This is a genomic window from Fictibacillus terranigra (assembly GCF_030412265.1).
GTDB lineage: Bacteria > Bacillota > Bacilli > Bacillales > Fictibacillaceae > Fictibacillus_C > Fictibacillus_C terrinigri.
Genome location: NZ_JAUHLN010000006.1, coordinates 36,383 through 49,267, shown reverse-complemented (window position 1 = coordinate 49,267; position 12,885 = coordinate 36,383). Strand labels below are relative to the sequence as shown.

13 protein-coding genes and 2 riboswitches are annotated in these 12,885 nt (G+C 45.2%); of the genes, 12 read left to right on the top strand and 1 reads right to left on the bottom strand.

Annotated features, from left to right (window positions below):
- Nucleotides 1-68 precede the first annotated feature (68 nt).
- From QYF49_RS21655 to QYF49_RS21600, 12 genes are all read left to right on the top strand, one after another.
- Nucleotides 69-698: a phosphatase PAP2 family protein gene (locus QYF49_RS21655; RefSeq protein ID WP_290401678.1), complete on the top strand. Its 630-nt coding sequence runs from the start codon at nt 69-71 to the stop codon at nt 696-698.
- 43 nt (nt 699-741) lie between these two features.
- A riboswitch (SAM riboswitch) is annotated at nt 742-857 on the top strand.
- 80 nt (nt 858-937) lie between these two features.
- Nucleotides 938-1,050: riboswitch (SAM riboswitch) on the top strand.
- Nucleotides 1,051-1,150: 100 nt separating this feature from the next.
- A complete protein-coding gene (locus tag QYF49_RS21650) occupies nt 1,151-2,182 on the top strand; it encodes a methionine ABC transporter ATP-binding protein (protein ID WP_290401677.1) in 1,032 nt (343 codons plus the stop codon).
- Nucleotides 2,172-2,834: a methionine ABC transporter permease gene (locus QYF49_RS21645; RefSeq protein WP_290401676.1), complete on the top strand. Its 663-nt coding sequence runs from the start codon at nt 2,172-2,174 to the stop codon at nt 2,832-2,834. Before QYF49_RS21650 ends, QYF49_RS21645 begins: the two co-directional genes overlap by 11 nt.
- 28 nt (nt 2,835-2,862) lie before the next feature.
- Complete coding sequence (locus QYF49_RS21640; protein WP_290401675.1) at nt 2,863-3,693, top strand: MetQ/NlpA family ABC transporter substrate-binding protein; 831 nt, start codon at nt 2,863-2,865, stop codon at nt 3,691-3,693.
- A gap of 20 nt (nt 3,694-3,713) precedes the next feature.
- Nucleotides 3,714-4,934, top strand: a complete 1,221-nt coding sequence (locus QYF49_RS21635; RefSeq protein WP_290401674.1) for a M20 family metallopeptidase — start codon at nt 3,714-3,716, stop codon at nt 4,932-4,934.
- Nucleotides 4,935-5,141: 207 nt separating this feature from the next.
- Nucleotides 5,142-5,966, top strand: coding sequence for an aldo/keto reductase (locus QYF49_RS21630; protein WP_290401673.1), 825 nt, complete (start codon nt 5,142-5,144; stop codon nt 5,964-5,966).
- Between the two features lie 307 nt (nt 5,967-6,273).
- On the top strand, nt 6,274-6,426 hold the full coding sequence (locus tag QYF49_RS21625) for a hypothetical protein (protein ID WP_290401672.1): 153 nt from the start codon (nt 6,274-6,276) through the stop codon (nt 6,424-6,426).
- A 33-nt stretch (nt 6,427-6,459) separates the two neighbouring features.
- Nucleotides 6,460-8,043, top strand: coding sequence for a malate synthase A (aceB, locus tag QYF49_RS21620; RefSeq protein ID WP_290401929.1), 1,584 nt, complete (start codon nt 6,460-6,462; stop codon nt 8,041-8,043).
- A 13-nt stretch (nt 8,044-8,056) separates the two neighbouring features.
- Nucleotides 8,057-9,343, top strand: coding sequence for an isocitrate lyase (gene aceA, locus QYF49_RS21615; protein ID WP_290401671.1), 1,287 nt, complete (start codon nt 8,057-8,059; stop codon nt 9,341-9,343).
- A 133-nt stretch (nt 9,344-9,476) separates the two neighbouring features.
- A complete protein-coding gene (locus QYF49_RS21610) occupies nt 9,477-9,965 on the top strand; it encodes a GNAT family N-acetyltransferase (RefSeq protein WP_290401670.1) in 489 nt (162 codons plus the stop codon).
- A 176-nt stretch (nt 9,966-10,141) separates the two neighbouring features.
- On the top strand, nt 10,142-11,026 hold the full coding sequence (locus tag QYF49_RS21605; RefSeq protein WP_290401669.1) for an ABC transporter ATP-binding protein: 885 nt from the start codon (nt 10,142-10,144) through the stop codon (nt 11,024-11,026).
- Nucleotides 11,027-12,247, top strand: coding sequence for an ABC transporter permease (locus QYF49_RS21600; RefSeq protein ID WP_290401668.1), 1,221 nt, complete (start codon nt 11,027-11,029; stop codon nt 12,245-12,247).
- Between the two features lie 31 nt (nt 12,248-12,278).
- On the opposite strand, the gene QYF49_RS21595 is transcribed toward QYF49_RS21600, so the two are convergent.
- On the bottom strand, nt 12,279-12,734 hold the full coding sequence (locus QYF49_RS21595; RefSeq protein WP_290401667.1) for a hypothetical protein: 456 nt from the start codon (nt 12,732-12,734) through the stop codon (nt 12,279-12,281).
- Nucleotides 12,735-12,885 lie beyond the last annotated feature (151 nt).

The window sequence follows — 12,885 nt, the reverse complement described above, 5'->3', positions numbered from 1 at the left end:
ACCGTGAATAAATTAGTGTGCCTCATGAAACGATAGGTACATAGATGTATTTAGAAGTGAGGGCAGAAATGAAAAACGATGAGAGAGCTGTATTCAGCATTATATTTTTCGGGATCTTGCTGTTGAATGTAATGGTTAAACTTCGTAAAAATGCTTATTGGATGAAAATGGACCGAAAAACCAGCTCCGCTTTTTTTTCGTTGCGGGGCATACAGGTTATCGATATTTTTCTGAGGCTGTACTCCTTTATTGGTTCGGGATTTTTGCTGATTCCAGCGACACTCCTGTCAGCGTGCCGATACAGCCGGAAGGGACAGCGAAGGAAAGCATTATTTTTGGTTGTTAACTTGGCAGGCTGCCGCTGGGTTAATTCGATTTTAAGAAAGAAATGGGACTATCGCGCTCCCTCGACAAAGCCGTTTTTTATTAGATATGGATTTCCAAGTGCACATGCGATGAATGCTACGGCAATGTATGGTGTATTGGTCATGTTAACGAAAAGGCTGTCAAGAAAAACAAAGATGATGTTATTATCACTTCATATCGGATTTGTCTCGCTCAGCAGAGTTTATTTAGGCATCCACTATTTTACGGATGTCCTTGCGGGAGTGGCTTGGGGAGCTGTCTGGCTAGCTCTGATGAAAGCCGTGTTTTATTCTGATCAGAGAACCCTGAAAAAAGATTTGACATGCGAGTAAAGTTTGGTTTAAGATAAGTAACATCAACAAAATATGAACGTGTTTCTTATCCAGAGAGGTGGAGGGATATGGCCCTGTGATACCTCGGCAGCGGGTTTTTCATTTAGAAAAAGACTGTGCCAATTCCAGCAAGTTCCTTATGGGCTTGGAAGATAAGAAGAGCAGCTCGTTTCCTTATGGATACTTCATCTCTTCTTACTTTAGGAAGAGATTTTTTAGTTGTAATTAAATATATATTTTTCTTATCCAGAGAGGTGGAGGGATTGGCCCTTTGAAGCCTCGGCAGCGGGTTCCTGTTTTACTCGGAATACTGTGCCAAGTCCGGCAAGCGATGACGCTTGGAAGATAAGAAGAGATCAGCCATTCTTTGATGCTTAGGCCTCTTCTTGTTTTCAAGAAGAGGCCTTTTTGCTGTTTAGGGAAGCGATAGTGAAGGAAGGAGAACGGAGCCATTGATTCGATTTGAAGAGGTAACCAAAATTTATGAGAGTGGCAAAAATGAGGTCAGAGCGCTGAACAATGTGAGCTTTGAGGTGAAAAAAGGAGAAATCTACGGAGTTGTAGGTTATAGCGGAGCAGGAAAGAGCTCTTTGCTCCGCTGTGTAAATCTTCTGGAGAAGCCGACATCAGGACACGTTTTTGTCGGGGAAGACGACATGGCTGGATTGTCTCCAAAAGACTTGAGAAGAAAACGGAAAAATATCGGCATGATCTTTCAGCATTTTAATCTGCTCAATGCAAAGACGGTATTTGATAATATTGCGACACCGCTTTACCTGCTCGGGGTGAAGAAATCCGCCATTAAGGAGAAGGTGAATGATCTGCTGGAATTTGTAGGTTTGACAGAGCACGGTCATAAATATCCCGACCAGCTCTCCGGCGGACAAAAACAGCGGGTAGGTATCGCCCGGGCGCTATCCACGGATCCGGATTTGTTATTGTGTGACGAGGCCACTTCGGCCTTGGATCCGCAGACGACGTCCAGTATTTTAAAGCTCTTAAAAAAAATCAATAAAGAATATAACATTACCATTCTCATCATTACGCATGAGATGAATGTCATTCGCGAAATTTGCGATTCCGTCGCTGTGATGGAAGGGGGAGAGGTGGTCGAGAAGGGGAGCGTTTTTGATGTGTTTGCGAAACCTCAAACGGAGACGGCAACGCGCTTCGTCAGTTCGGTTCTTCAGGATGAACTTCCTGAATCCCTGAAAGTCCTGCTTAAGAAGCAGGACCGCAATCATAAAATTTTCAGGATCGTCTTTACGGGAGCTTCCACCGGCCAGCCGCTGCTCTCGCAGATCGCTAAAAAATTCAACGTGGATGTCAGTGTACTGTACGGCCATGTCACAGAACTTCAAGACGTGCCTTTCGGAAATCTTGTTGTCCAATTGATTGGTGACGAACAGGAAATCAGAAGAGCGATCTTTTTCGTGAACCAAAGTGAAGTAGAAGTTAGGGAGGTTGCATCTCATGCAAGTTGATTGGAGTACATTTTGGGTCGACATTTTAAATGCAGCCGGTGACACATTAACAATGGTCGGTTTTTCCCTTTTGTTCTCGGCTGTCATCGGGATTCCGCTTGGCGTTGTGCTCGTAGTTACGAGGAAAGGTCACATTCTTGAGAACCTGGCTGTCTTTAATATTTTAAATGCGATTGTAAACGTATTGCGTTCGATACCGTTCATCATCTTAATGGTCGCGATTATCCCGTTTACAAGATTTATCGTCGGTACTTCCATCGGGACATCCGCCGCGATTGTACCATTGATTGTATATGCCGGCCCCTATATCGCAAGACTCGTGGAAAACAGCCTGCTTGAGATCGATCCGGGTATTGTCGAAGCCGCAGAAGCGATGGGGGCTACACCTTGGCAGACCATTTTCCGCATCCTACTGCCGGAAGCATTCAGCTCACTAATCCTGTCGTTTACGATTGCTACGATTGGTTTGGTGGGTGCTTCAGCGATGGCAGGGGCTGTCGGGGGCGGAGGCCTTGGTGATCTGGCCATTGCCTATGGCTATCAGCGATTTGATACAGATGTCATGATCGTCACTGTCGTTCTGCTCGTCATCCTTGTGCAAGGGCTGCAGAGCGCAGGAAACATATTGTCCAGAAAAATTAGAAGAAGATAAAAAGAGAAAAAGGGAGTAGGGAAATCTTATGAAAAAATATTCACTGATCATTTTAGTCATCGGGGTTTTAATGTCGGCATTCTTGAGCGGGTGCAGCGGCGGAGATGAAAAAGGGCTTGAAAAAGTAAAGATAGGCATCAGCGGCTCTGACAGCGACGTGTGGAAGTATATTGCTCAAAAAGCTGAAAAAGAAGGCATCGATTTGGAAATCGTAGAGTTTTCCGATTATGTCCGACCGAATCAAGCATTGGCTGATGGAGATATTGACGCCAATGCGTTTCAGACGATCTCTTATTTTAACGCATTTAAAAAAGAACATAAACTGGATTTAGCACCGATAGCAACTACGGTCATTGCACCGATGGGCGTTTATTCCCAAAAATACAAAGATGTTAAGGATATCCCGGCTGGATCAACGATCGCACTACCTAATGAAGCGACGAACATGGGGCGTGCCCTGCTTCTGCTGCAGAGTGCAGGACTCATCAAACTGGAAAAGAATTTTGATGGAAATGGTGATCTGAAAAAAGTGGTGGAGAACAAAAAACAATTGAAGCTTAAACCGGTAGTTGCCGGCCAGACACCGCGTGTGCTTCCTGATGTGGCTGCTTCAATCATAAACAATGGCGTGGCTGTTGATGCCGGAATGAATCCGAAGAAAGACTCCATTTTCCTTGAAAGCAAGACTGCAAAGCCGTATATCAATATCATTGCAACCAGAACAGAAGATAAAAATAAAAAGTCACTGAAGAAGATAGCGAAAATCTACCAATCAAAAGAAACAGCCAAAAAGATAAATGAAATTTATAAAGGTGCAACCATTCCAACGTTTGTGCCGCTAAGTGAAATCGGAGAGTAATAGAGAAAGGATCTGAGAACATGACGGTAATCAGCAGAACTGCTGGAGAAATTAAAGAACAAATCCGTACGAACATTGATGTCAACCGAGCGGCTTATATTCAAACGTCTCACGAGATCCATGACCATCCTGAAATCGGTAATGAAGAAGTATTTGCATCAAGCCTGCTGGCTTCGCTGCTGCAAAAAGAGGGGTTTCAGGTAGAACGGGGAGTGGCAGGCCATGAAACGGCGTTTGTAGCACGCAAGCGTTCCGTTCTTGATGGGCCATCCGTTGCATTTTTAGCAGAATATGATGCTCTTCCCGGAATTGGTCATGCATGCGGCCACAATATTATCGGGACATCCAGTGTAGCAGCGGCCATCGCTCTTGGATCCGTTATCGATGAGATCGGAGGGGAAGTTGCCGTGTTTGGAACGCCTGCTGAAGAAGGCGGAGAGAACGGAAGTGCGAAGGGAAGCTTTGTTAAACACGGTTATCTGGAAGGCGTTGATGCGGCATTGATGTTTCACCCGGGCAACGCTAACCGCATCACTGGAACTTCACTTGCGGTTGATCCGCTGGATTTTGAATACATCGGAAAGCCCGCTCATGCGGCTGCAGCACCGGAAAAAGGAATCAATGCCCTTGACGCAGTCATTCAATTATTTGTAGGAATTAACGCACTCCGCCAACATGTACCGGATGATGTCAAAATTCATGGAATCATAACACACGGGGGAGACGCTCCTAATATCGTTCCTGAATATGCAAAAGCCCGTTTTTACATTCGCGCTGCTACGAGGGCGAGGCTTGATGAAGTAACGAAAAAAGTAAAAGCCATAGCGGAAGGTACTGCCCTTGCAACAGGAGCAAAGCTTAATGTTATTGCGTTTCAAAACCAGGTGGATAACCTTTTATTGAACCGATCGTTCGATAAAGTGTTTCAAGAACAGCTGGAGAGTCTTGGTGCACAAGTCGACACTTCGCACCGCAGCGGTTTAGGATCGACTGATGCAGGAAACATCAGCCAGGTGGTACCGACCATCCATCCTTACCTTCAAATCGGCCCAGATCATATAGTCGGGCATACTGAAGAGTTCAGGGAGGCCGCAAGGTCAGAACAAGGAGATCAGGCGCTTATCCTCGGTGCAAAAGCCCTTGCCTTAACCGGTTTTCAGCTTCTCTCAAATGGTGAAGTGCTCGCCGGCATCAAGAAGGAATTCGCGGAAAATAAAGCGAAGGAGCTAGCGTCGATCTAGCTGACGTTGTTGTTTTGCGTAATTGAGGATAATTGACCGAACAATGAATAATTGAACCAAAAAGAAAATAATTGAACCAAACTCACTATTGAGGCTTCTTCGCAACAGTTTTCACCGAGCTCTCCATCTGCTGGAGGGCTTTTTTCTAGCAACCATTTTTCTTTTCAGGCTGCCGAATGGTACCATACAAACAAGGAGGCGGTACATATGATAAAAAGCATTTCTGATACGGCTGTATTGCATAACGGCGTAAGGATGCCGTGGCTGGGTCTGGGTGTATATAAAGCAGAAGAAGGCCAAGAGGTGATCGACGCCATAAAACATGCGGTCGCTGCCGGCTACAGAAGCATTGATACAGCATCGTTTTATAAAAATGAAGAGGGCGTAGGACAGGCTGTCAAACAGGTGGATGTTCCGCGTGAAGACCTGTTTATTGCAACCAAGGTCTGGAACACGGAACAGGGCTATGAGCAGACACTCCGCTCGTTTGAAGAAAGCCTGAAAAAGCTTGATTTGGATTACGTAGACCTGTTCCTGGTTCATTGGCCGGTGTCCGGCAAGTATAAAGAGACGTGGAAAGCACTAGAAACTCTTTACAAAGAGGCTAAGGCAAAAGCGATTGGTGTTTGTAATTTTAAAATTCACCATCTGGAGGACCTCATGAAGGATTGTGAGATTAAACCGATGGTCAATCAGGTGGAGTTCCATCCCCGCCTTACACAAAAAGATCTGTTGGCTTTCTGCAAGGACCAGGGCATTCAAGTTGAAGCCTGGAGACCCTTGTTAAAGGGTGAGATCTTTGATGAGCCGATCCTGACAGCACTGGCAGATAAGCATAATAAAACAGTGGCACAGGTGATTCTTCGCTGGGATCTTCAGAATGGAGTAATTACAATTCCTAAATCAGTGAATGAAAACCGTATTAAGGAAAACGCTGATATCTTTGATTTTGAATTGAGCATCGAAGATATGCAGCAGATCGATTCATTGAATAAAGATCTTCGAAACGGTCCAGATCCGGACGAATTTTAAGAAAAGCTTGTACAATTCAGCTGGCTCAAAAAAGAGCCGCTATTCCCCTCGATGTAAGCAAAGCGATAGACCTGAGGGCTTCTTTCGAGCAACCATTCTCAATCCTGGCTTAAGAGTGTAATAACTAAATACTTGAAGTTTTTCGGTAGGATAGTCCTTAGGAAGGCCCTCTGTTATAGAACAGAGGGCCTATTTTTGATTTTATATAAAAAAAGTGTTGCACATTTTATCCATACTGTTATATATTATTTTACAAGATAAATATCTGTTTTATAACAGGAAAGAAATACATGAAAAGGAGGAAATCATGATGAACTGTGCGAGCTGCCAAGGGAATGGCGAGGAAATCTGCTTGGAATGCAACGGGTCTGGAAAGCATCAAAACGGTAACTGCCCGGATTGCATGGGTGAGGGGTGTGTATGCTGCAGGCGCTGTAATGGAAACGGAATCATTGACTGAGCAGGAGGTTAACACGTGGATAATTCAGTAGCTATATCTAAAGAACAATCTGTTACAGTACAGGGGGATGTGGATCATGAGATACTGACGTCAGATGCCATCGTTTTTCTCGAGAAGCTGCATGAACGATTTCATAATGCAAGATTGCAACTCTTGCAAAACAGAGTAAACAGACAGAAAAAAATAGATCAAGGGGAGCTTCCCGGCTTTTTGTCTGAGACGAAAAAAATTCGGGAGGGCAGCTGGTCTGTCGCACAAGTCCCGGCCGATCTTCAGGACAGAAGAGTGGAGATAACAGGACCTGCAGGGGATGCAAAAATGGTCATCAATGCTTTAAACTCAGGAGCCAAAGTATTTATGGCAGATTTCGAGGATGCGAACTCTCCCACGTGGGAGAACAGCCTTCTTGGGCAGGTTTATTTGCGGGATGCGATTCGGGGACAACTTGAATATACCTCACCGCAAGGAAAAGAATATCGCTTAAATGATAAAACAGCGACACTTGTTGTACGGCCGAGGGGTTGGCACCTGGAAGAGAAGCACTTGTTGTATAAGGGTGAACCCATGTCTGGCAGTTTAGTAGATTTTGGACTTTATTTTTTTCATAACGCTAAAACATTGATCGAAAAAGGTTCAGGCCCTTATTTTTATCTTCCGAAACTTGAAGGCCATTTGGAAGCCAGGCTTTGGAACGAAGTGTTTGTGTATGCACAGGAAGAGCTCGGAATTCCTCAAGGAACGATCAAAGCAACCGTATTGATTGAGACTATCCTGGCGACCTTTGAAGCGGAAGAAATCCTTTATGAACTGAGAGAACACAGTTCCGGATTAAATTGCGGGCGCTGGGATTATATTTTCAGCTACATCAAAAAATTGAAAAACCACTCATCCTATCTGCTGCCCGACCGTGCACAGGTTACGATGACGGTGCCGTTCATGAGAGCGTATACACAGCATGTCATTAAGATCTGCCATAAGAGAGGCGCTCATGCGATCGGGGGAATGGCGGCTCAGATTCCGATCAAGAATAATCCCGAGGCCAACGAAGAGGCATTGCAAAAAGTAAAAACAGACAAAGAAAGAGAAGCAGAAGACGGACATGACGGCAGCTGGGTAGCTCATCCAGGTTTGGTGCCGGTCGTTCTCGAAGTCTTTGACCGCATTATGCCAGCGCCGAACCAGTTAGACAAACAGAGGGATGACGTCAATGTAATGGCGGAGGATCTTCTGCAGCCGACGATCGGACCGATTACTGAAGATGGTTTAAGGACCAACATATCGGTAGGAATTCAATACATCGCAGCCTGGCTGACTGGGCGAGGAGCAGTGCCTCTGAACCATTTGATGGAGGATGCTGCCACAGCTGAAATCTCGAGAGCTCAGGTTTGGCAATGGATCCGTCATACACAGGGTGTTCTGGAAGATGGACGGCAGATTACTTTGGAGCTTGTGGCGCAAGTGACTGAAGAAGAAACCCAGAAAATCAAATCAGCATTGGATGAGAAGCAATGGGAATCTGGCCGGTTCAAAGAAGCAATCACTCTCTTTGAGCAGCTAGTAAAGCAAGATGAGTTCATTGAATTTTTAACATTGCCAGGCTATACCTATATTAAATAAGGAGTGGAATGAGATGAATCAAAAAGAGGCAGCAGTACAAATTCAAGAGAATTGGAAAGAAAAACGTTGGGAAGGAATCGAGAGGACCTATACGGCAGAAGAGGTTGCTAAACTTAGAGGATCCATTCAAATCGAACATACCCTTGCTAAAAGAGGAGCCGCCCGGCTATGGAAATCTCTCCATGAAGAAGATTACGTGCATGCGCTTGGAGCATTGACAGGAAATCAGGCGGTTCAGCAAGTGAAGGCAGGGCTGAAGGCCATCTACTTAAGCGGTTGGCAGGTTGCGGCGGATGCCAACCTTTCCGGTCACATGTATCCTGACCAAAGCCTATATCCGGCAAACAGTGTACCTAATGTGGTGAAAAAGATTAACCAGGCGCTGCAGCGGGCCGATCAAATCGAGTTCTCCGAAGGAAAAACGGACATCGATTGGTTTGTTCCGATTGTTGCCGACGCTGAGGCAGGATTTGGCGGAGCGCTTAACGTTTTTGAGATGATGAAAGCGATGATTGAAGCAGGAGCGGCAGGCGTGCATTTTGAAGACCAGCTTTCTTCCGAAAAGAAATGCGGGCATCTTGGGGGCAAAGTGCTCTTGCCCACGCAGCAGGCGGTTCGCCATCTGATCTCTGCAAGGCTTGCCGCAGATGTAATGGGCGTGGACACGGTGTTAATCGCCAGAACGGATGCCAATGCCGCTAATCTGATCACGAGTGATGTTGATTCCTATGATCATCCATTTTTAACTGGCGACAGAACGGCAGAAGGGTTTTACAGAACGAATGCAGGAATCGATCAGGCCATTGCCAGAGGGCTCGCTTATGCGCCTTATGCCGACCTCATCTGGTGCGAGACATCAGAACCGAACCTGGAAGAAGCTCAGAAGTTCGCCGCTGCCATCCACGAGCGTTTTCCTGGTAAAATGCTGGCCTATAACTGCTCGCCATCCTTTAACTGGAAAAGGAAGCTGGATGACCAGACGATTGCAACCTTCCAACAGCAGATTGCATCGATGGGTTATAAGTTCCAGTTTGTTACGCTTGCAGGCTTCCATACTCTTAACCACAGCATGTTCGAACTCGCAAAAGAATATAAAACGCGAGGGATGGCCGCCTATTCAGAGCTTCAGCAGAGAGAGTTTGCAAATGAGAAACATGGCTACACGGCAACTCGCCATCAGCGTGAAGTGGGTACCGGCTACTTTGATGAAGTGGCTCAGGCCGTTTCTGGAGGATTGGCCTCAACAACAGCACTAAAAGGATCTACAGAGGAAGAACAGTTTACAATCGCCAATAAATAAAGTGAAGCAGCCTTGAATGAGGCTGCTTCCTTTTTTATTTTTGATCAGCATCAAAGGGGACTAGTTATTTCCAATTGTATATAGACAGACCATTGGATTTAGACAATAATGAAGGAAAAAAGGTGGGATAGCAATGTTCGCAGAAGTCAGCCTGTCCTTCTATTTGCCAGAACATTCAACAGCGCTCAGTACATTTGAACTTCCTAAAAAGCAGCTGCAATTTACTGCCCTTCCGCTGACAGCGTTGCAAGCTTGCGAAGAAGACGAGAGCCGGCATCCAGTGGTCATTATGTATCAGGGGAAACCCGCCGGTTTTTTTGTGCTCCACCATGGACCCTGCATTTCTCCTTTTACTGAAAATCCGAACGCCCTTTTTATCCGGGCACTTTCTGTTCATCCTGCTTATCAAGGGAAACGTGTGGCCAAACGTGCCATGCTGGCACTCCCAGGCTTTGCATCTGTCCACTTTCCATTCTGCAATGAGCTCGTGCTCGCTGTAAACGAAAAGAACTTTGCTGCACAGCAGCTTTATTTTAAGGCCGGCTTTCAAGATAAGGGACAAAGAAGAGCCGGCACTATAGGTATTCAGTATATCCTGCAGCTGCCATTAGCAAGTCCATAATTCCACCGAAAAGTATAGTTTTTATCATGTGTGAGAAGCCGGTTCTATAGAATCGGCTTTTTTATTGATCTTTTTATCTGTTTGATATTTCCATTTTTCTGTGAGAGAATGTAAAAGGTATTTTATGAATATGCTAGAATAGTAACTTTTTGTTCTTACATAAGGAGGGTTTTAGCTTGGCATTGGAGTTGCAATATCTACATAAATCTTTTGGTCATATAAAAGCCGTGTCCAATCTTACACTCACCTTGCCGACAGGGGAGGTTCTCGGATTATTAGGACGGAACGGTGCAGGTAAGACGACGACCATAAAAATGATTCTGGGTCTGCTCGTACCCGACCAAGGGGAGATCAGGTGGCAGGGAAACAAGCTTGATCGAAACCGGGTTTCAATCGGTTATTTGCCTGAAGAAAGAGGACTTTACCAAAAAAGCAAAGTATCTGATCAGCTTCGGTATTTTGCAGAGCTTGAGGGCATGGACAGACAAAGCGCCAATAAAGCGATTGATCATTGGCTTGAGAAGCTGCAAATTCCGGAGCATAAGGATAAGAAGGCTTCTGACCTCTCCAAAGGGAACCAGCAAAAAATACAGCTGATCGCCACATTGATACATGATCCCGAGCTTTTGATATTGGATGAGCCGTTCAGCGGACTTGACCCCGTGAATGCGAACATGCTCTCTGCGATTATTGAAGAACAGGTCAAAAAGAAAAAAACGGTCATCCTTTCCTCACATCGGATGGAACAGATTGAGACATTTTGCGAGAATGTCTGTCTGATGAAGGATGGGCAAGCCGTTATACAGGGCAGGCTCAGTGAAATTAAACAGAACTACGGATACCGCAATCTAACGCTCTTCAACCACAAAGGTATGGAAGAGAAGCTGAAGGAATGGAAGGTGTCCTACGAGAAGAAAATGAATGATTTGCTCGTAAAAGTAAAGGATGACTCTGAAGCCTTTCAACTGTTTAACCGGCTTCATCAGGCGAACCTTCCACTAAGATATTTTAAGATGCTCGAACCTACGCTGAATGAAATCTTCCTGGAAAAGGTGAGATAGATGAAAAAGTTCTCGACCGTTTTTAAATTTCACTTGAAAGAAAATTTGACTTCCAAAGCTTTTAAAATATCAACAGCCATCATCTTTGTGGCTATTCTGGCTTTTCTAGGGTATTCGAACTGGGCAAACAGCTCTGACATCGGGAATAAGGATAAGATCTCGCTGATCAATCAAACAGGCACAGGGATCGATGTTAAAGCAATAAATAAAACGCTTGAGGAAACAAAGCTGAATGAAGCCGGCGAAAGCGAGGAAAAAAATTTAAGAAAGAAGGTAGAGCAAGGAGATCTGGACGGAGTTTTACTTGTTAAAGAGCAAAAAGGTGTTCCGGCTCTGACTTATATTTATAAAAACTTCCCAAATAATGAAGCGGTACCAGTCGTCTCTCAGGCTTTGCAGCAAGCTTATATCTCTAATACGATCGCAAAAAATAAAATCGGTGCGGAAATCGCCGCGTCCTTGCTGGCAACCGTTCAAGTGAAGGATGAAGTGTTAAAGGATACCAGCAATACATTTGGCATCGTGTATGTGTTTGTATTCTTTATGTATATATTTATTATTGCATTCGGCCAAATGATTGCAACGGCGGTGGCTGCGGAAAAATCTTCCCGCGTTATGGAAATCATGATTCCTAAAGTAAAGCCGATCATGATGATGTATGCCAAGATTGCTGCGATCCTGACAGGCGCCATCGTACAGATCGCCTTCATCGTGCTAGCGGGCGGTATCGCGTACTTGGCAGGCTGGTTTGATGCCAATCAATTGTCCATCTTCGGTGCGGCCATCGATCTTTCAAATCTATCACCTGGTGTCATCGCAGCTTTCATTGCTTATTTTGTTTTGGGCTATTTATTATATGCTATGCTGTATGCAGCTGTCGGGTCAATGGTAAGCAGGACAGAAGACTTGGGCTCATCCCAGTTTCCGATCATTATCCTGATCATGGGAGCATTCTTTATCGGTATGCGTTCACTGTTTGATCCTTCCACCACACTTGTTGTCGTCAGCTCTTATATTCCATTCTTCTCACCGATCGTTACATTTTCACGAATCGTAGCGGGAGAAGCGGGAGCGATGGAAATCAGTATTACGATTGCCATTCTGCTTGTTTCATTGTGGATCATCAACCGGATTGCGGGACGAATTTATGTGCACGGTGTGATGCATTATGGCGGAAAAGTGAAGTTGAAAGATATGATTCAAGTCGCTAAAAATAGATAGAGAGAAGCCGGATCTTGAAATCCGGCTTTTTTTATTTAGCAAGCCTTACGACAGCGAGAAGGCTGAAGGAACCGCTCATCCGTATTCTGCCGGCTTGCTCTGTTGATGCATACAACGTATACCGGGCAACCCCCACGTTTTCAGTCAGTTCCTCCGAGCCAGTGACGGTCGCTGTACTTTGCTGCTGAAGGTCTTGAGTTGTCTGAGAGCTTTGGGCTATAACAGCTTCTTGATTGCGTCTGACGGTGAGTGTGATGGTAGCTGATTCACACGGGAGACCCGCCGTCCACCCTGCTGATGCATTGATTTCTACCCTATCCCCTTTAGAGAGCTGGATAAATTGGACGTAAAGAAGTGGAACCTCTTCATTGTCTGGGAGAAAATCGCTCGGGCAGTTCAGGTCAGCTTCCTTGTTGATCGAAAGTTTTTTTTGGAACGTACTGTATTTTTTAGCATCCGTTGTTCGGTCGCCAAAATTAAATTTCATCGGTTTCCCTCATTTTTAAATGGTATGAATTATGATATGCGGTATATGGGACAGAGGCTTGGACGGAGAGCGTGGCTGAGTGCAGTACATCAAGCAAAGAAAAACCCCGATTTATTGGGGGTGGAGTGGTTGGGGAACCCCCGTTGTAGTC